Origin of the sequence: Pseudomonas sp. IzPS59, assembly GCF_014863505.1 — a bacterium.
Classification (GTDB): Bacteria; Pseudomonadota; Gammaproteobacteria; order Pseudomonadales; family Pseudomonadaceae; genus Aquipseudomonas; species Aquipseudomonas kribbensis.
This window is the reverse complement of record NZ_CP062251.1, coordinates 4,824,763-4,844,362: the sequence shown is the minus strand read 5'-3', so window position 1 is coordinate 4,844,362 and position 19,600 is coordinate 4,824,763. Positions and strand designations below refer to the sequence as shown.

The following is a 19,600-nucleotide window of genomic DNA, read 5'->3' as shown; positions in this document are numbered from 1 at the left end:
CAATCAGGTCGCCACATCCGTTAGCCTGGAGTTCTACACATGCATCCCCGCGTTCTTGAGGTCACCGAACGGCTTATCGCCCGCAGCCGCGCCACGCGTCAGGCTTACCTTGCGCTCATTCGCGGCGCCGCAACCGACGGGCCGATGCGCGGCAAGCTGCAATGCGCCAACTTCGCCCACGGCGTGGCCGGGTGTGGCAGCGAAGACAAGCACAGCCTGCGGATGATGAACTCGGCGAACATCGCAATTGTTTCGTCATATAACGACATGCTTTCGGCGCACCAGCCGTACGAAGTCTTCCCGGAGCAGATCAAGAACGCCCTGCGCGAAATCGGTTCGGTCGGCCAGTTCGCCGGCGGTACGCCTGCGATGTGCGACGGCGTGACCCAGGGCGAACCGGGCATGGAACTGAGCTTGCCGAGCCGCGAAGTGATCGCGATGTCGACGGCGGTGGCGCTGTCCCACAACATGTTCGACGGCGCGCTGATGCTCGGCATCTGCGACAAGATCGTGCCGGGCCTGATGATGGGCTCCCTGCGTTTCGGTCACCTGCCGACGATTTTCGTGCCGGGCGGGCCGATGGTCTCGGGGATTTCCAACAAGGAAAAAGCCGACGTGCGGCAGAAGTACGCCGAAGGCAAGGCGACCCGCGAAGAGCTGCTGGAATCGGAAATGAAGTCCTACCACAGCCCGGGCACCTGCACCTTCTACGGCACCGCCAACACTAACCAGTTGCTGATGGAAGTCATGGGCCTGCACTTGCCGGGCGCCTCTTTCGTCAACCCGAATACGCCGCTGCGTGATGCCCTGACCCGCGAAGCCGCGCATCAGGTCACGCGCCTGACCAAACAGAACGGCAACTTCATGCCGATCGGCGAAATCGTCGACGAGAAGGCGCTGGTCAACTCGATCGTCGCGCTGCACGCCACCGGCGGCTCGACCAACCACACCCTGCACATGCCGGCCATCGCCATGGCGGCGGGCATTCAACTGACCTGGCAGGACATGGCCGACCTCTCCGAAGTCGTGCCGACCCTGAGCCACGTCTATCCGAACGGCAAGGCCGACATCAACCACTTCCAGGCAGCGGGCGGCATGTCGTTCCTGATCCGCGAACTGCTCGAAGCCGGTCTGCTGCACGAAGACGTCAACACCGTGCTCGGCCACGGCTTGAGCCAGTACACCAAGGAACCGTTCCTCGATAACGGCAAACTGGTGTGGCGCGAAGGCCCGACCGAAAGCCTCGACGAAAACATCCTGCGTCCGGTGGCCCGTGCGTTCTCGGCAGAGGGCGGCTTGCGGGTGATGGAAGGCAACCTCGGTCGTGGCGTGATGAAGGTGTCTGCCGTTGCGCTGGAAAACCAGATCGTCGAAGCACCGGCCATGGTGTTCCAGGATCAACAGGATCTGGCGGACGCCTTCAAGGCCGGTTTGCTGGAGAAGGATTTCGTCGCAGTGATGCGTTTCCAGGGCCCGCGTTCCAATGGCATGCCGGAACTGCACAAGATGACGCCGTTCCTCGGCGTGCTGCAGGATCGCGGCTTCAAGGTCGCGCTGGTGACTGACGGGCGCATGTCCGGCGCCTCGGGGAAAATCCCGGCAGCGATCCACGTCAGCCCCGAAGCTTATGTCGGCGGCGCTTTGGCTCGCGTGCAAGAGGGCGATATCATCCGCGTCGATGGCGTCAAAGGCACCCTGGAACTCAAGGTGGACGCCGCCGAATTCGCAGCGCGCGAACCCGCCAAAGGCCTGTTGGGCAACAACATCGGTAGCGGTCGCGAACTGTTTGGCTTCATGCGTTTGGCCTTCAGCTCGGCAGAGCAGGGCGCCAGCGCCTTCACTTCTGCCCTGGAGACGCTTAATTGAAACTGGCTTTGGTCGGTGACATCGGAGGCACCAACGCGCGGTTCGCGTTGTGGAAAGATCAGCAGCTCGAATCGGTGCAGGTGCTGGCCACGGCCGACCATGCCAGCCCGGAAGAGGCGATCAGCCTCTACCTGAGCGGGCTCGGCCTGGCGCCGGGCGCCATCGGTTCGGTGTGCCTGTCGGTGGCGGGTCCCGTGAGCGGCGATGAGTTCAAGTTCACCAACAACCACTGGCGCCTGAGCCGCAAGGCTTTTTGCCAGGCGTTGCAGGTCGAGCAGTTGCTGCTGGTCAACGACTTCTCCGCCATGGCGCTGGGCATGACCCGTTTGCAGCCCGGCGAATTTCGCGTGGTCTGCGAAGGCGAACCGGAGCCATTGCGTCCAGCGGTTGTGATTGGTCCGGGCACTGGCCTGGGTGTCGGCACCTTGCTCGATCTGGGCGAAGGCCGGTTTGCCGCGTTGCCGGGAGAGGGCGGTCACGTCGATCTGCCGCTGAGCAGCCCGCGTGAAACCCAGCTCTGGCAGCACATCCACAACGAAATCGGCCACGTCAGCGCGGAAACCGCGTTGAGCGGCGGCGGCCTGCCTCGAGTGTACCGGGCGATCTGCGCCGTGGATGGCCACGAGCCCAAACTCGACACGCCGGAAGCGATCACCGCAGCCGGTCTTGCCGGTGACCCGATTGCTCTGGAAGTGCTGGAGCAGTTCTGCTGCTGGCTCGGTCGCGTAGCCGGCAACAACGTGCTGACCACTGGCGGTCGCGGTGGGGTGTATATCGTTGGCGGCGTGATTCCGCGCTTTGCCGATTTCTTCCTCGAAAGCGGTTTCGCCCGCAGTTTCGCCGACAAGGGCTGCATGAGCGATTACTTCAAGGGGATTCCGGTGTGGCTGGTGACAGCGCCTTACTCGGGTCTGGTCGGTGCAGGAGTCGCGCTCGAACAATCCGGTAAATGAACATTCCCACGCCGAGCGTGGGAACCCTCGGCACATCAGGCATAATCCGCCCAATTCCAACAACAAGGATGCCTTCGAAGTGAGTTCAGTCAACAAGTCGATTTTGTTGGTCGATGACGACCAGGAGATACGCGAGTTGCTGGAAACCTACCTGACCCGTGCGGGTTTTCAGGTACGGGCCACGGCCGACGGCGGCAGTTTCCGCCAGGCGCTGAATGAGGCGCCGAGCGATCTGGTGATCCTTGATGTGATGCTGCCCGATGAAGACGGCTTCAGCCTGTGCCGCTGGGTGCGCCAGCATCCGCGTCAGGCCCAGGTGCCGATCATCATGCTCACCGCCAGTTCCGACGAGGCCGATCGGGTGATCGGTCTGGAGCTGGGTGCCGACGACTACCTCGGCAAACCTTTCAGCCCCCGCGAACTGCAAGCGCGAATCAAAGCCCTGCTGCGCCGTGCCCAGTTCGGTCAGGAACGCAGTGGCAGCGAAGTGCTAGCCTTCGATGAGTGGCGGCTGGACATGGTCAGCCATCGGCTGTTTCACACCGACGGCGAGGAAGTGATTCTGTCCGGCGCCGACTTCGCCTTGCTCAAGCTGTTTCTCGATCACCCCCAGGAAATCCTCGACCGCGACACCATCGGCAACGCCACCCGTGGTCGCGATCTGATGCCTCTTGATCGTATCGTCGACATGGCGGTCAGCCGCTTGCGCCAGCGTCTGCGCGACACCGAAAAGCCGCCACGGCTGATCCGCACCGTGCGCGGCAGCGGCTACCAACTGGCAGCCAATGTGGTTGCCGGCAATGGTCACTGAGTTCCTGCGCAACACCGCGCGCAAAGTGCCGATGCCCCGTTCGCTGCTTGGGCGGATGTTGCTGCTGACGTTGCTCGCGGTGTTGTTCGCCCAGACGCTGTCCAGCGTGATCTGGGTTTCCCAGTTGCGCGCGACCCAGCTCGAAGGCCTGGTCACCAGCGCCCGCAGCCTCGCCCATTCGATGACCGCCAGCGTCAGTTATTTCCGCTCGTTGCCGGTGGCTTACCGACCGTTGGTGCTCGATCAGTTGCGCAGCATGGGCGGCACCCGATTTGTGGTAACGCTGAATGACAAACCGCTGGGCATGGAAGTGTTGCCGGTTACGCCGCGCAAGGCGGCGGTGCTTCAGGCGGTGGATGAGGTGTTGCGTCAGTCTCTGGGCCAGGACACTGACATTCTGGTGACTTTCGTCAGCCCCGATGACCTGCGGATCTTCAACGCCGGGTTGAAACTCGACGAGCTGCCACGCTCCTGGGCGCATTACGCGCTGACCCTGGAGCCGGTGAATCCGCCGGTGCTGGTGACCCAGATCCAGTTGGCGCCGGGTGAATGGCTGTACATCGCCTCGCTGTTGCCCGAACCCTACACCAGTCTTGAAGAGCAGGGCCTGCCGACCCAGCAGGTTTGGTTCATCGTCTTCACCAGCGGTTTTCTGTTGCTGTTCATCGGTCTGCTGGTGCACTGGCAGAGCCGGCCGCTCAAGCGTCTGGCGCGGGCGGCGCGGGACTTGTCGCTGGGCGCCGACGTCGAGCCGGTGGCCGAGGGTGGTGGCAGTGAAGTGGTCGAGGTGGGCCGCGCGTTCAACACCATGCGCGAACGCATCAGCCGTTACCTGACCGAACGCAGCCAGTTGTTCAGCGCGATTTCCCATGACCTGCGCACGCCGATCACCCGTCTGCGACTGCGTGTCGAACTGCTGGAAGACGAACAGCTGCAAACCAAGTTCGGCCGCGATCTGGATGAGCTGGAGCTGCTGGTCAAAGGCGCGCTGCAATGCGTGAAAGACACCGACATCCACGAAAACATCGAGCCGGTGGATCTGAACCATGTGCTCGACTGTTTGGTGGAACCGTATCTGGCGCCCAACGGCAATGGCCGCGTGACCCAGCAGGGACGTGCGCTGGCGGCGTATCCGGGTAAACCATTGGCGCTCAAGCGCTGTATTGGCAACCTGATCGACAATGCGTTGAAGTACGGGCAGAACGCGCATCTGCATATCGATGACGATGAGAGTGCGTTTGTGCTGCACGTTGATGACGAAGGTCCGGGCGTGCCGGAGCAGCGGCTGGAGCAGGTGTTCGAACCGCACTTTCGGCTGGCGGGGCAGCAGCAGGGGTATGGGCTGGGGTTGGGGATTGCCCGCAACATTGCCCATAGCCATGGCGGTGAGGTGACGTTGCAGAACTTGCGTGAAGGCGGATTACGCGTGACCCTGCAATTGCCTCGTTCGGCTGATTAAGTCAAAAGCGTTTCCCTCACCCCAGCCCTCTCCCGGAGGGAGAGGGCTGGGGTGAGGGCTGGCTCTTTGTCACGACTCGGTGACAAAACCTGCCCCCTTCGTTACAAGCCAACCCCGGCCCGTTGTTTAGACTGCCCGCAGTCATAACAACAAAAAAAGGCCTTCCATGGATCACTTCAATCCGGGCTTCAGCAGTTGGCTGAATGCCCCTGCCCACCAGCAATGGCTCGCCGACGAAGGCCTGCGCCTGCTGGCATTTGCCAAGGCTTCGCGACTGCCCGAAGGCTTCGGTAATCTCGATGAGCGCGGCCAGCTCCAGGCCGGTGCGCAAGCCGAAACCATGAACACCGCGCGCATGACCCACAGCTTCGCCATGGCCCACATTCAGGGCCTGCCGGGTTTCGCCGAGCTGGTTGATCACGGCATTCAGGCATTGCGCGGCCCCTTGCGCGATGCACTGCATGGCGGCTGGTTCGCCGTCGCCGAACACCGCGACGGCAACACCGGCAAGAACGCTTATCTGCATGCTTTCGTGGCCCTCGCGGCCAGTTCCGCTGTGGTCGCCCAACGTCCCGGCGCGCAGGCGTTGCTGGATGACGCCATCGACATCATCGACACGTATTTCTGGAGCGAAGAAGAGGGCGCCCTGCGCGAATTCTTCAACCGTGACTGGCGCGAAGAAGAAGCCTATCGCGGCGCCAACAGCAACATGCACGCCACCGAAGCGTTCCTTGCGCTGGCCGATGTCACCGAAGACCCGCGCTGGCTGGTGCGGGCGCAGCGCATCGTCGAGCGGGTGATCCACGGTCACGCCGCTGCCAACGACTATCTGGTGATCGAGCATTTCGACCGAAACTGGCAGCCGCTGCGCGAATACAACCAAGACAATCCTGCCGACGGCTTCCGCCCGTACGGCACCACGCCGGGCCACGGTTTCGAGTGGGCGCGCCTGTTGCTGCACCTCGAAGCGGCGCGGGTCCAGGCCGGTATGCTTACGCCGGGCTGGCTGGCCACTGATGCGCAAAAGCTGTTCGAGAACAACTGCCGTCATGGCTGGGACGTCGATGGCGCCCCGGGCATCGTCTACACCCTCGACTGGGACAACAAAGCCGTGGTGCGGCATCGCCTGCACTGGACCCACGCCGAAGCCAGTGCCGCCGCCAGTGCCCTGCTTAAACGCACCGGCGATGCGCAGTACGAATCCTGGTACCGGCTATTCTGGGAATTCTGCGAAGCGAATTTCATCGACCGCTGCGACGGCAGCTGGCATCACGAACTCGATCCGCAGAACCGTCCAAGTGCCGATATCTGGGCGGGTAAACCAGATCTGTATCACGCCTGGCAGGCGGTACTGATCCCGCGTCTGCCGCTGGCGCCGAGCATGGCGACTGCGCTGGCACAGTTGTCCCGGCCCGTTCCTGTGTAACCATGCGGTGACATTTGCGCGTCCCTTCGTTACCTGCGAGGGGAAACGTCCTGTTTAAACTCGTGTGCAGCGCAAGCACCAGACTTGCATGCATAACAACAAGAAAGGTACATCTCAGATGAATGCGATTTCTCGCCTCGCTACTGTCATTTCTGTCGCCTCCCTGTTCCCGCTCGCTGTGCTGCCCCTGAGTGTTTCCGCTGCCGAATCCAAAGGTTCGGTGGAAGTCGTGCATTGGTGGACGTCCGGTGGCGAAAAAGCCGCTGTCGATGTGCTCAAGGCACAAGTGGAAAAAGACGGTTTCACCTGGAAAGACGGCGCTGTCGCCGGTGGTGGCGGTGCGACTGCCATGACCGTGCTGAAAAGCCGTGCGGTCGCCGGCAACCCGCCAGGCGTGGCCCAGATCAAAGGCCCGGACATCCAGGATTGGGCGTCCACCGGTCTGCTCGACACCGACGTGCTGAAGGACGTTTCCGAGTCCGAGAAGTGGGACAGCCTGCTCGACAAGAAAGTCTCCGATACCGTGAAGTACGACGGTGATTACGTGGCCGTGCCGGTGAACATTCACCGTGTGAACTGGCTGTGGATCAACCCGGAAGTCTTCAAGAAAGCCGGTATCGCCAAAGCCCCGACCACCCTCGAAGAATTCTACGCCGCTGGCGACAAGCTGAAGGCTGCGGGCTTCATCCCGCTGGCCCACGGCGGTCAGCCTTGGCAGGACAGCACCGTGTTCGAAGCGGTCGTGCTGTCGGTAATGGGCGTTGATGGTTACAAGAAGGCCCTGGTCGACCTGGACAACGCTGCCCTGACCGGTCCGGAAATGGTCAAGGCCCTGACCGAGCTGAAGAAAGTCGCGACCTACATGGACGTCGACGGCAAAGGCCAGGACTGGAACCTGGAAGCGGCCAAGGTCATCAACGGCAAGGCCGGCATGCAGATCATGGGTGACTGGGCCAAGTCCGAATGGACCGCCGCCAAGAAAGTCGCCGGCAAGGATTACGAGTGCGTAGCCTTCCCGGGCACTGACAAGGCGTTCACCTACAACATCGACTCGCTGGCCGTGTTCAAGCAGAAGGACGCGGGCACCGCGGCCGGTCAGCAGGACATCGCCAAAGTCGTGCTGGGTGAAAACTTCCAGAAAGTCTTCAGCATCAACAAGGGCTCGATCCCGGTGCGTAACGACATGCTTGCCGACATGGGCAAGTACGGTTTCGATTCCTGCGCCCAGACCGCTGCCAAGGACTTCCTGGCAGACGCCAAGTCCGGCGGCCTGCAGCCGAGCATGGCGCACAACATGGCGACTACGCTGGCCGTACAGGGTGCGTTCTTCGATGTCGTGACCAACTTCATCAACGACCCGAAAGCCGACCCGGCCGACGCTGCGAAGAAACTCGGCACCGCCGTCAAGGCTGCCAAGTAACACCGGCGTAGAGCAGCTGCCAGCTTCAAGTCGCGCATCGGCTTGAGGTTGGCAGCTTGCAGTGGTCCTTCATCTTTTTTACTGGATCTTCCCATGAGTTCTGTTGCTGTGTTCAGCAAGGCCTCGCCGTTCGACGCATTGCAGCGCTGGCTACCGAAACTGGTGCTGGCGCCGAGCATGTTCATCGTTCTGGTGGGCTTCTATGGCTATATCCTCTGGACGTTTGTCCTGTCGTTCACCACGTCGACCTTCCTGCCGAACTACAAGTGGGCAGGCCTGGCGCAATACGCGCGGCTGTTCGACAACGATCGCTGGTGGGTGGCGAGCAAGAACCTGGCCGTGTTCGGCGGCATGTTCATCGCCATCACTCTGGTGATCGGTGTGACCCTGGCGATTTTCCTCGACCAGAAAATCCGTCGCGAAGGCTTTATCCGCACCATTTACCTGTACCCGATGGCGCTCTCGATGATCGTCACCGGTACCGCGTGGAAATGGCTGCTCAACCCGGGCATGGGCCTGGACAAATTGCTGCGGGACTGGGGCTGGGAAGGCTTCCGTCTCGACTGGCTGATCGACCCTGATCGCGTGGTGTATTGCCTGGTGATCGCGGCGGTCTGGCAAGCTTCGGGCTTCATCATGGCGATGTTCCTCGCCGGTCTGCGTGGCGTTGATCAATCGATCATCCGCGCCGCCCAGATCGACGGCGCGAGCATGCCGCGCATCTACTGGAAAGTGGTGCTGCCAAGCCTGCGTCCGGTGTTCTTCAGTGCGGTGATGATCCTCGCGCACATCGCGATCAAGAGCTTCGACCTGGTAGCGGCCATGACGGCCGGCGGCCCGGGTTATTCCTCCGATCTGCCGGCGATGTTCATGTACTCGTTCACGTTCAGCCGTGGGCAGATGGGCATGGGCTCGGCCAGTGCGATTCTTATGCTCGGTGCGATCCTCGCGATCATCGTGCCTTACCTGTACTCCGAGCTGAGGACCAAGCGTCATGACTAGTCTCGCCTCCAAACCGGCCATCAGCCTGAGCCGCATCGCGATCTACGCGGTGCTGATCCTCGCGGTCCTGCTGTATCTGGTGCCGCTGGTGGTCATGCTGTTGACCAGCTTCAAGACCCCGGAAGATATCTCCACCGGCAACCTGCTGAGCTGGCCGACCGTGGTCAGCGGCATCGGCTGGGTGAAAGCCTGGGCCACCGTTGACGGCTACTTCTGGAACTCGATCAAGATCACCGTTCCGGCCGTGATCATCTCCACCGCCATCGGTGCGTTGAACGGCTACGTGCTGTCGTTCTGGCGCTTCAAGGGTTCGCAGCTGTTCTTCGGCCTGTTGCTGTTCGGCTGCTTCCTGCCGTTCCAGACCGTGCTGCTGCCGGCGTCGTTCACCCTCGGCAAGATGGGCCTGGCGAGCACCACCACCGGCCTGGTGTTCGTGCACGTGGTCTACGGCCTGGCGTTCACCACGCTGTTTTTCCGTAACTACTACGTGAGCATTCCGGATGCGCTGATCAAGGCCGCACGCCTGGACGGTGCGGGGTTCTTCACCATCTTCCGGCGGATCATCCTGCCGATGTCCACCCCGATCATCATGGTCTGCCTGATCTGGCAGTTCACCCAGATCTGGAACGACTTCCTGTTCGGCGTGGTGTTCTCCAGCGGTGATTCGCAACCGATCACGGTGGCGCTGAACAACCTGGTCAACACCAGCACCGGGGCCAAGGAATACAACGTGGACATGGCGGCGGCGATGATCGCCGGGCTGCCGACCCTGCTGGTCTATGTGGTCGCAGGCAAGTATTTCGTGCGCGGGCTGACGGCCGGCGCAGTCAAGGGGTAATCATGGCTACGCTCGAACTTCGCAATGTAAACAAGACCTACGGTGCCGGCCTGCCGGACACCCTGAAGAACATCGAACTGTCGATCAAGGACGGTGAGTTCCTGATCCTTGTCGGGCCGTCGGGCTGCGGCAAGTCGACCCTGATGAACTGCATCGCCGGCCTGGAGACCATCACCGGCGGCGCGATCATGATCGGCGACCAGGACGTCAGCGGCATGAGCCCGAAAGATCGCGACATCGCCATGGTGTTCCAGTCCTACGCGCTGTACCCGACCATGAGTGTGCGCGAGAACATCGAGTTCGGTCTGAAGATCCGCAAGATGAGCCAGTCGGCCATCGACGAAGAAGTCGCCCGCGTGGCCAAGCTGCTGCAGATCGAGCATCTGCTCAATCGCAAGCCGGGCCAGCTATCCGGTGGCCAGCAACAGCGCGTGGCGATGGGCCGTGCACTGGCGCGCCGACCGAAGATCTATCTGTTCGACGAACCGCTGTCCAACCTCGACGCCAAGCTGCGCGTCGAGATGCGCACCGAAATGAAACTGATGCACCAGCGCCTGAAAACCACCACGGTCTACGTGACCCACGACCAGATCGAAGCGATGACCCTGGGCGACAAGGTGGCGGTGATGAAGGACGGCATCATCCAGCAGTTCGGTACGCCGAAAGAGATCTACAACGACCCGGCCAACCTGTTCGTGGCGAGCTTCATCGGTTCGCCGCCGATGAACTTCATCCCGCTGCGCCTGCAGCGCAAGGACGGCCGTCTGGTGGCGCTGCTCGACAGCGGCCAGGCCCGTTGCGAGCTGCCGATGGCGATGCAGGACGCCGGTCTCGAAGACCGCGAAGTGATCCTCGGCCTGCGTCCGGAGCAGATCGCGCTGGCCAACGGCGAGGGCAACGGCCTGCCGAGCATCAAGGCTGAAGTGCAGGTCACCGAGCCGACCGGTCCGGACACCCTGGTGTTCGTCAACCTCAACGACACCAAGGTCTGCTGCCGTCTGGCCCCGGACGTGGCGCCGCAGGTGGGCGAGACCCTGACCCTGCAATTCGATCCGTCGAAAGTGCTGCTGTTCGACGCCAAGAGCGGCGAGCGCCTGGGCGTTGCCGGTCTGCCGAAGACCGAAGCGCACAGCGCCAATGTCGCTCAGTTCAAGGGTCGGTAAGAAATCAATGCGGGAGTGGGCGCGCCCATTTCCGCAGGGGATGTAAACCGCGTTGGAAAAAAACAGTTAATAACAATAAAGACGAGGATGTAGGGATGAAAAAGAAACACGTCAATGCCCGGTTGATCTGCCAAGTGTCAGCCGCGGCCGCATTGGTCATGGCCGGCAATGCCATGGCCGCCGATGCATTCAGCTCCGATTCCAAATGGATGACGGGCGACTGGGGTGGTGAGCGGACCAAGCTGATCGAGCAAGGCATCGACATCAAGGCTGACTACGTTGGCGAAATGGGCGCCAACCTGCACGGCGGCTACAACGACGACAAGACCGGCCGCTACAGCGACCAGTTCGGTCTGGGCGTTGCGCTGGACCTGCAAAAACTCTGGGGCTGGGACAACACTCAGGCCAAGATCCAGCTGACCAACCGTAACGGTCAGAACATTTCCAACGACCGCGTTGGCGACCCGCGTGCCGGCACCCTGTCTTCCTCGCAGGAAGTCTACGGTCGTGGCCACATGGTGCGTCTGACCCAACTGTGGATTCAGCACCAGTTCTTCGACAACAAACTCGACGTCAAGGCCGGTTATTTCGGTGAAGGCGAAGACTTCAACACCTTCCCGTGCGAATTCCAGAACCTGGCGTTCTGCGGCTCGCAGGTCGGTAACTGGGCGACCAACATCTGGTACAACTGGCCCGTCAGCCAGGCCGCGATCCGTGTGAAGTACAACATCAACGACGAGCTCTACGCGCAGATCGGTGCGTACAACCAGAACCCGTCGCAGCTGGAACACGGCAACGGCTTCAAGCTCAGCGGCAGCGGCACCGCCGGTACCGTGCTGCCGGTCGAGCTGGTCTGGTCGCCGAAGGTCAACAGCCTGCCGGGCGAATACCGCGTCGGTTACTACAAGAGCACGGCTGATGCCGCAGACGTCCGTGAAGACATCAACGGCAACGACGCTGCAACCACCGGCAATGCCTACCGCACCCACAGCAGCAAGCACGGCTACTGGTTCGTTGCGCAACAGCAACTCACCAGCCACAACGGCGACGCTTCCCGTGGTCTGAACATCGCGGCCAACGCCACGTTCCACGACAAGGACACCAACTTCATCGACAACTATCAGTCGGTGATGTTTGTCTACAAAGGCCCGTTCGACGCCCGCCCGAAGGATGACGTCGGTATCGGCGCGGCGCGTATCCACGTCAACGACGACGTGAAGAAAAACGCCGAGCTGCTGAACGCTTCCAACGGTGTTTCGGACTACGACAATCCGGTGTTCTCGCCGATTCGCGAGACCGAATACAACTACGAGATCAACTACGGCTTCCACGTTACCAACTGGCTGACCGTGCGTCCTAACCTGCAATACATCACTCACCCGGGTGGCGTGGATCAAGTGGACAACGCTTTGGTCGCTGGCCTGAAAATTCAGTCTACGTTCTAACGCGTCTGCGATAAGCTCCTCTCTATGTGCGCATATTTGCGGACAGCCCAGGCTGTCCGCTTTTTTTTGGAAAGGGGTGTCGCAGCCCATGAAAGTTGAATCTGGAACCGTGGCCCATGCATGAGCATCCGCTGCAACGCTTCTTCAAATCCTTGCGCGAACGACCGGTGTTCGCCTGGGAGCGCTATCAGATGCGCGATGTGCTGGTGATCGACCATCCGCTGTGTCAGGCGGTGTTCAGTCGTCAGGGTGCGCAGTTGCTGCATTTCCAGCCGCGCGGTCAAAAACCGTGGTTGTGGTGCGCGGCGAAATGGCCGCATGTCGGGGCGATCCGTGGTGGTGTTCCGGTGTGCTGGCCGTGGTATGGCCGCCATCCGAGCGAAAACGCATGGCCGTCCCATGGCTGGGCGCGATTGCTGGACTGGAAACTGCTCGACAGCAGCACCGCCGACGACGGCGTGCGCCTGCACTGGCAATTGCAGCTGTGCGACTGGCAGGTGGACCTGCACGCGCACCTCGGCGAACGCATGGAATTACGCCTGAGCACCGAGCATCAGGACGACATGCCGTGCCAGTTGAGCCAGGCTTTGCACGCTTACTGGCGTATTGGCGATGTGAGTGAGATAGCGCTGTCTGGGCTCGAAGGGGCGCAGGGCTACGACCAGTTGAACCGTGAAGTCTGTCAGCAGGAAGGCGAGTTGCGGGTCGATGGTGGCTGTCAGCGCGTGTTCCAGCACGACGGCGAATTACAGCTCAAGGATCACGCCTGGCAGCGCGAGCTGTGCATCGATACCGGCGAGAGTGCGGACACGGTGGTCTGGCATCCGGGGGCGCGGCCGTTGCTGGGCGTGACCTGGGATGAAATCTCGGAATTTGTCTGTGTTGAAGCGGCGGCGGGGGGCACCGACAGCCTGCATCTGGCGCCGGGGGAGAAGGCGCATTTGAGTTTGCAGGCTTGGGCGGGGGCTTGAGTGAGTCAGTTCTTCCGCTGCCCTCACCCTAACCCTCTCCCAAGGGGAGAGGGGACTGACCGAGGTGTTCTGCGTCTGATATCGACCTGAATGACCGCGTCGATTATGGATTCAACAGTTTTCGTTCAAGTCGGCGTATTTCTTCAATATCCCCCCAATCGGTTCCCTCTCCCTCCGGGAGAGGGCTAGGGTGAGGGGGCTTTTGATCTTCAGTTGAACTCGTCACCCACCGGATACCGGCTCGCATTCAAACTCTCTTTGATCTTGCGCAAATGCGGCTGGAAATCCACCCCACGACGCAAGGTCATCCCCGTCGCCAGTACATCCAGCACCGTCAACTGAATGATCCGCGAGGTCATCGGCATATAGATGTCGGTGTCTTCCGGCAGCGGAATGTTCAGGCTCAAGGTGCTGGCCTTGGCCAGTGGCGAGTTCTCGGCGGTCAGGCCCAGTACCGAAGCGCCGTTCTCCCGGGCGATGCGCGCCACTTCCACCAGTTCGCGGGTGCGGCCGGTGTAGGAAATGATCACGAACAGCTCGCCGGTGTGCGCCACTGAAGCAATCATGCGTTGCATCAGTACATCGGCGTGGGCGGTGACGGCCAGGTTGAAGCGGAAGAACTTGTGCTGCGCATCCAGTGCCACCGGAGCCGAAGCACCCAGGCCGAAGAAGTGGATCTGCCGGGCCTGGATCAACAGGTCGACGGCGCGGCTGATCAGGTTCGGGTCCAGCGCCTGGCAGGCGCTGTCCAGCGAGGCGATGGCACTGCCGAAAATCTTCTGGGTGTAGGCCTCGGGATTGTCGTCGGCTTCCACCGCGCGGCTGACGTAAGCCGCGCCGCTGGCCAGGCTCTGGGCCAGTTGCAGCTTGAGTTCGGGGTAGCCGCTGACGCCGAACGAACGGCAGAAACGGTTGACCGTCGGTTCACTGACCGAAGCGGCCTGGGCGAGGGCGGCGATGCTGAAGCGGGTGGCCTGCTGTGGGTTGAGCAGGATCACTTCGGCGACTTTGCGTTCGGCCTTGTTCAGCTCTTCAAGGCGACTCTGGATCTGTTCCAGTAAATTTCGCACGCGGTCCATAAGAATTCCTAGATTCACCGGCGCCGATAAGCGCGCGGCTATGCAAATTGGGCCTTTGATGTGGCCCGTGACGGTGGCCTATCCTACTGATGGCTCCGACCGACCACCACTCGGAATCTGTATTTTGCGAAAATGTTGTGGTTATTACTACATTTTCCCTTGAGTGATGCCTTGAAAAAAGGTATTTGTAGCTTAACTTGATAAAAGAACAAACATCATGCCTTCGATTACGGTAGAACCGTGCACCTTCGCCTTGTTCGGCGCCCTGGGCGATCTGGCCCTGCGCAAGCTGTTTCCTGCCCTTTATCACCTGGATGGCGCCGGCCTGCTGCACGAGGACACGCGTATTATCGCGCTGGCCCGTGAAGAAGGCACCGAGCAGCAGCACATGGCATTCATTGCCGCCGAACTGCGCCGCTACGTGGGCAAGGAACTGGACGAGGCCGTGGCCGAGCGCTTCCTGGCGCGCCTGACCTACCTGCACGTCGACTTCCTCAAGGCTGAAGATTACGCGGCGCTGGCCGATCTGGCGGGCACCAAACAACGCATGATTGCCTACTTCGCCACCCCGGCGGCGGTGTACGGCGCGATCTGCGAGAACCTGGCGAAAGTCGGTCTGGCTGAGAACACCCGCGTGGTGCTGGAAAAACCGATCGGCTCGGACCTCGAGTCCTCGCGCAAGGTCAACGACGCCGTGGCGCAGTTCTTCCCGGAGAACCGCACCTATCGCATCGATCACTACCTGGGCAAAGAGACCGTACAGAACCTGATCGCCCTGCGTTTCGCCAACAGCCTGTTCGAAACCCAGTGGAACCAGCATTACATCTCCCACGTGGAAATCACTGTGGCCGAGAAGGTCGGCATCGAAGGCCGCTGGGGCTATTTCGACAAGGCCGGCCAGCTGCGCGACATGATCCAGAACCACCTGCTGCAACTGCTTTGCCTGATCGCCATGGACCCGCCGGCCGACCTGTCCGCCGACAGCATCCGTGATGAAAAGGTGAAAGTGCTCAAGGCTCTGGCGCCGATCAGCCCGGAAGGTCTGACCACTCAAGTGGTACGTGGCCAGTACATTGCCGGCCACAGCGAAGGCAAATCCGTACCGGGTTACCTCGAAGAACCGAATTCCAACACCCAGAGCGACACCGAAACCTTCGTCGCCCTGCGTGCCGACATCCGCAACTGGCGCTGGGCCGGCGTGCCGTTCTACCTGCGTACAGGCAAGCGCATGCCGCAGAAGCTGTCGCAGATCGTCATCCATTTCAAGGAACCATCGCACTACATCTTCGCCCCGGAGCAGCGCCTGCAGATCAGCAACAAACTGATCATCCGCCTGCAGCCGGACGAAGGCATTTCCCTGCGGGTGATGACCAAGGATCAAGGCCTGGACAAGGGCATGCAGCTGCGCAGCGGCCCGTTGCAACTGAATTTCTCCGACACCTGGCGCAGCGCGCGGATCCCCGACGCCTACGAGCGGTTGTTGCTGGAAGTGATGAACGGCAATCAGAACCTGTTTGTCCGTAAAGATGAAATCGAAGCCGCGTGGAAATGGTGTGACCAGTTGATCGCCGGGTGGAAAAAATCCGGTGACGCGCCCAAGCCGTATGCGGCCGGGTCGTGGGGGCCAATGAGCTCCATTGCATTGATCACGCGGGACGGGAGGTCATGGTATGGCGATATCTGATGTGAAACTGCCCGAGGGCGTGAATGCCCACGAGTTCAAGAGCCCGGTGTTGCTCGCCGAAGGCCTGGCGCTGAATGTCGCCAAGCAGTTGAGCGACGCACTGGCGGCGCGCGGCAACGCGGTACTGGTGGTGTCCGGCGGTCGCAGCCCGGTGGCGTTTTTCCAGCACCTGGCCAAGCAGGAGCTGGACTGGTCGAAGGTCGTCGTGACCCTGGCCGACGAGCGCTGGGTGCCGGTCGAGCACGCCGACAGCAATGCCGGCCTGCTCAAGCAGTATCTGCTCAAGGGGCCGGCGGCCAAGGCGCAGTTCCTCAGCCTCTACAGCGCGGCGGCCAACGTCGAGCAGGCTGCGGAACAGGCTGATCGGTTGCTCGCCGAGTTGCCGCCGATCGACGTGCTGGTGCTGGGCATGGGTGATGACGGTCACACCGCGTCGCTGTTCCCGGACAGCCCGAACCTGGCTGAAGCCCTGCAAGCCGATGGCACCCGTCGTTGCTGGCCGATGCTGGCGCCGAGCGTGCCGCGTCAACGCCTGACCATGAGCCGGGCGCTGCTGGCTTCGGCGAAGCACAAGATTCTGTCGATTTCCGGTCAGTCGAAACTGACCACCCTGAATGCCGCACTGGCATCCAACGACGTCGCCGCCATGCCGGTTCGCGCGTTTCTGCAACCTACGTTAGAGATTTACTGGTGCCCATGAGCCAAGGAACAGCCGCTATGACAACCCCATCCCCGACCGTTTCCATGGCGGACAAAGTTGCCCTGATCGACAGCCTCTGCGCCAAGGCGCGGATCTTGCCGGTGATCACCATCGCCCGTGAACAGGACGTGCTGCCGCTGGCCGACGCCCTGGCCGCCGGTGGTCTGACCGCGCTGGAAGTGACCCTGCGTTCGCAGTTCGGCCTCAAGGCGATCCAGATCCTGCGCGAACAGCGCCCGGAACTGGTGACCGGTGCCGGCACCGTGCTCGACCGCAACATGCTGGCTGCGGCCGAAGCGGCCGGTTCGCAATTCATCGTCACCCCGGGCATCACCCGTGACCTGCTGGAAGCCAGCGTCGAAAGCCCGATCCCGCTGCTGCCAGGCATCAGCAACGCCTCCGGCATCATGGAAGGCTATGGCCTGGGTTATCGCCGCTTCAAGCTGTTCCCCGCTGAAGTCAGCGGCGGCGTGGCAGCCATCAAGGCCCTTGGCGGCCCGTTCGGCGAAGTGAAATTCTGCCCGACCGGCGGCGTCGGCCCGGCCAACATCAAGAGCTACATGGCGCTGAAAAACGTCATGTGCGTGGGCGGTAGCTGGATGCTTGATCCTGAGTGGATCAAGAACGGCGACTGGGCCCGCATTCAGGAATGCACCGCCGAGGCGCTGGCGCTGCTGGACTGATCGCTTTACCTGACACTTCGTTGTGTGTTCTACGGCTTTAACGGTGCGCTTGGTCGGTGCACCGTTTTTTTTTGCCTGAAATAGCCTTCGTTATCTCGCGATACGTTATCTGGAGATACATAGTTACCGCACCTGCCTTCGCTCGTGGCGTTAACCTGCGTTCATCTTATGGAAGAGAGAACGCCTCATGGACAACCAGCCTTCAGCTCCATCGGTTTATCAACTGGCCCCCGAGCAAGTCGCCGGACCCTATTTTCGCAATCCCAAACTGTTGCGCCGCAACATCAGCGAAGGTGCCGAGGGCTTGCCTTTGCTGCTGCGCCTGACCATCGTCGATGCCATGACCGCCGAACCGGTCAGCGGCGCACTGGTGGATATCTGGCACTGCAACGCACGTGGTGCCTATTCCGGGTGGAGCCGGGTCAACCCGGATCAGGAAGTCGACGTCGAGGACATCGGCTCGATCCCGCGAACCGACGATGACACTTACCTGCGTGGCGGCCAGTTCAGCGATCACAAGGGCAGGGTGCGTTTCACCACGATCTATCCGGGGTTTTATGCCGGACGTGCCTTGCACATTCACGTTGCGGTGCGCATCGTCGCCGGCAACGAATACCTCGATGAGCGCAATGTGGCCTGGGTCGGGCAGCTGTACTTTCCGGAAGTGGTTTCTCGCGGTGTGCTCAACGCCAAGGCCTATCGGGGGCGCAGCTCGGAGCCGGTGTGCAATGCCAACGATGTCTATTACGCCAACATGGGCGGGGAAGCCTCGACCCTGACCGTATGGCCGATTGGCCGTGACTCCCACGAGGATGGTTACTTCGGCCACCTCACGATCGGCATCGACACCTTCGCGGTGTCGTCGCAGATCAAGCCCGAGGACTTCGACAAGTACACGGTTTAACGCAGTTCATTCAGCGCCAGAACCAGCGACTGAATCTCTGCCGCCGTCGTGGTCAGCGACGGTGTGATGCGGATGCACGGCCCGCAGGCCGCGCCGTTGCGCACCACGGTGAACAGGTTGTAGTCGTTGAGCAGGCGTTCGACCATCGCCTGCTGGTCGGCATGCCGGGTAAAGCGCATCGAGGTGATGCCGCAATACAGACGCGGATCGTCCGGGGTCGTGACCTCGATGCCCGGCAGGTTGCGCACGGCGCTGACCCACAGGTTGCGCAGGTAGTTCACCCGTGCACCCTTGGCCGCCGCGCCACCGAGCGCACGGTGTTCCTCGAACACCAGCGGCAGGGTCATCAGCGCCGGAATGTTCGGCGTGCTGTAGGGCGTGCGTGAGCGAATGTCGTTGAGCGGGAAATGCATCTCGCCCATGTCCGGGTCGATGTCGGCCAGGCGCTGCGGAGCGATATACAAAAAGCCCAAGGTTAGCGGCGAACCGATCCATTTGTGCAGGTTGTATCCGGCGAAGGCGATGCCCAGCGCTTCCAGATCGAACTCCATCTGGCCGAGGGCGTGGGCGCCGTCGAGGATGATATCGACGCCGTGCTCCTTGGCCAGTGCAGCGATGGCTTGCACCGGCATCACCAGTCCGGTGCGGTGGGTGACGTGGGTCAGCGCCATCAGCTTGAGCTTCGGATGGCGAATGAACGCTTCACGATAAGTCGCCAGCAGGCTGTCGAAGCTGGCCGGGTGCGTGTGTTCGATCTCGATCACCTCGACCCCGCGATGGCGGGCCAGCCAGCGCATGGCGCCCTTGACCGTGTCGTATTCCAGATCGCAGATCAGCACCTGATCGCCAGGTTCGAGACGGTTGTAGTTGCGGATCAGCGACTGCAGGCCGGCAGTGGCGTTGTGGGTGAAGGCGATGCTTTGTGCACGGACGCCGATCATCTCGGCCAGTTGCGCGCGGATGTCGAGACTGTCGTGCTGTTCGAAGCGTTGGCGCACATAGATCGAGTTGCTGTTGTTGATCTGTTCGATATGGCGCTGATAGTCCTCGACCACGGTGCGCGACATGCGTCCGAAGTAGCCGTTTTCCAGGTTCACGGGGCCGGGATGGCGGTCGTAACGGTCGGCGAAGGTTTGCCAGAAGGCTTCGTCTCGGGCGCGGCGGGTGTTATCGGGCATGGTCGACTCGGATCAGGA

General features: G+C 61.6%; 17 protein-coding genes. 15 read left to right on the top strand and 2 right to left on the bottom strand.

Features of this window, described 5'->3' with window-relative positions:
- The first annotated feature begins 39 nt into the window (after window positions 1–39).
- From edd to IF189_RS21705, 11 genes are all read left to right on the top strand, one after another.
- Window positions 40–1,866 carry a phosphogluconate dehydratase gene (gene edd, locus IF189_RS21755; protein WP_102621287.1) on the top strand — a complete coding sequence of 609 codons (1,827 nt, stop codon included), beginning with the start codon at window positions 40–42 and terminating at the stop codon, window positions 1,864–1,866.
- Window positions 1,863–2,819, top strand: a complete 957-nt coding sequence (locus IF189_RS21750) for a glucokinase (protein ID WP_085709649.1) — start codon at window positions 1,863–1,865, stop codon at window positions 2,817–2,819. Before edd ends, IF189_RS21750 begins: the two co-directional genes overlap by 4 nt.
- A 79-nt stretch (window positions 2,820–2,898) precedes the next feature.
- Window positions 2,899–3,630: a response regulator gene (locus tag IF189_RS21745; RefSeq protein WP_192552245.1), complete on the top strand. Its 732-nt coding sequence runs from the start codon at window positions 2,899–2,901 to the stop codon at window positions 3,628–3,630.
- A 31-nt stretch (window positions 3,631–3,661) separates the two neighbouring features.
- Window positions 3,662–5,089 carry an ATP-binding protein gene (locus IF189_RS21740; RefSeq protein WP_162803532.1) on the top strand — a complete coding sequence of 476 codons (1,428 nt, stop codon included), beginning with the start codon at window positions 3,662–3,664 and terminating at the stop codon, window positions 5,087–5,089.
- A 166-nt stretch (window positions 5,090–5,255) separates the two neighbouring features.
- Window positions 5,256–6,515: an AGE family epimerase/isomerase gene (locus tag IF189_RS21735; RefSeq protein WP_192552244.1), complete on the top strand. Its 1,260-nt coding sequence runs from the start codon at window positions 5,256–5,258 to the stop codon at window positions 6,513–6,515.
- A gap of 118 nt (window positions 6,516–6,633) precedes the next feature.
- Window positions 6,634–7,935 (top strand): ABC transporter substrate-binding protein, encoded by a 1,302-nt coding sequence (locus IF189_RS21730; protein WP_192552243.1) that lies wholly within the window; start codon window positions 6,634–6,636, stop codon window positions 7,933–7,935.
- Window positions 7,936–8,028: 93 nt separating this feature from the next.
- Complete coding sequence (locus IF189_RS21725) at window positions 8,029–8,937, top strand: carbohydrate ABC transporter permease (RefSeq protein WP_085709653.1); 909 nt, start codon at window positions 8,029–8,031, stop codon at window positions 8,935–8,937.
- Window positions 8,930–9,775 (top strand): carbohydrate ABC transporter permease, encoded by an 846-nt coding sequence (locus tag IF189_RS21720; protein ID WP_085709654.1) that lies wholly within the window; start codon window positions 8,930–8,932, stop codon window positions 9,773–9,775. The genes IF189_RS21725 and IF189_RS21720 overlap by 8 nt, the downstream gene beginning before the upstream one ends.
- Before the next feature lie 2 nt (window positions 9,776–9,777).
- Window positions 9,778–10,938, top strand: a complete 1,161-nt coding sequence (locus IF189_RS21715) for an ABC transporter ATP-binding protein (RefSeq protein ID WP_085709655.1) — start codon at window positions 9,778–9,780, stop codon at window positions 10,936–10,938.
- Window positions 10,939–11,033: 95 nt separating this feature from the next.
- Complete coding sequence (locus tag IF189_RS21710) at window positions 11,034–12,383, top strand: carbohydrate porin (protein WP_085709656.1); 1,350 nt, start codon at window positions 11,034–11,036, stop codon at window positions 12,381–12,383.
- 116 nt (window positions 12,384–12,499) lie between these two features.
- A complete protein-coding gene (locus IF189_RS21705) occupies window positions 12,500–13,354 on the top strand; it encodes a D-hexose-6-phosphate mutarotase (protein ID WP_134827870.1) in 855 nt (284 codons plus the stop codon).
- 209 nt (window positions 13,355–13,563) lie between these two features.
- On the opposite strand, the gene IF189_RS21700 is transcribed toward IF189_RS21705, so the two are convergent.
- Window positions 13,564–14,424 carry a MurR/RpiR family transcriptional regulator gene (locus tag IF189_RS21700; RefSeq protein WP_169842436.1) on the bottom strand — a complete coding sequence of 287 codons (861 nt, stop codon included), beginning with the start codon at window positions 14,422–14,424 and terminating at the stop codon, window positions 13,564–13,566.
- Between the two features lie 226 nt (window positions 14,425–14,650).
- Here IF189_RS21700 and zwf point away from each other — a divergent pair, with 226 nt between their 5' ends.
- The 4 genes from zwf to IF189_RS21680 all read left to right on the top strand — a co-directional run bounded on the left by zwf (window position 14,651) and on the right by IF189_RS21680 (window position 18,404).
- On the top strand, window positions 14,651–16,117 hold the full coding sequence (gene zwf / locus IF189_RS21695) for a glucose-6-phosphate dehydrogenase (protein ID WP_114885036.1): 1,467 nt from the start codon (window positions 14,651–14,653) through the stop codon (window positions 16,115–16,117).
- On the top strand, window positions 16,104–16,817 hold the full coding sequence (gene pgl, locus IF189_RS21690) for a 6-phosphogluconolactonase (protein ID WP_134827869.1): 714 nt from the start codon (window positions 16,104–16,106) through the stop codon (window positions 16,815–16,817). The genes zwf and pgl overlap by 14 nt, the downstream gene beginning before the upstream one ends.
- Before the next feature lie 17 nt (window positions 16,818–16,834).
- Window positions 16,835–17,500, top strand: a complete 666-nt coding sequence (locus tag IF189_RS21685; protein ID WP_011335602.1) for a bifunctional 4-hydroxy-2-oxoglutarate aldolase/2-dehydro-3-deoxy-phosphogluconate aldolase — start codon at window positions 16,835–16,837, stop codon at window positions 17,498–17,500.
- Between the two features lie 187 nt (window positions 17,501–17,687).
- Window positions 17,688–18,404, top strand: coding sequence for an intradiol ring-cleavage dioxygenase (locus IF189_RS21680; RefSeq protein WP_134827868.1), 717 nt, complete (start codon window positions 17,688–17,690; stop codon window positions 18,402–18,404).
- Here IF189_RS21680 and IF189_RS21675 read toward each other — a convergent pair.
- Window positions 18,401–19,582, bottom strand: coding sequence for an aminotransferase class V-fold PLP-dependent enzyme (locus IF189_RS21675; RefSeq protein ID WP_134827867.1), 1,182 nt, complete (start codon window positions 19,580–19,582; stop codon window positions 18,401–18,403). The genes IF189_RS21680 and IF189_RS21675 overlap by 4 nt on opposite strands.
- Window positions 19,583–19,600 lie beyond the last annotated feature (18 nt).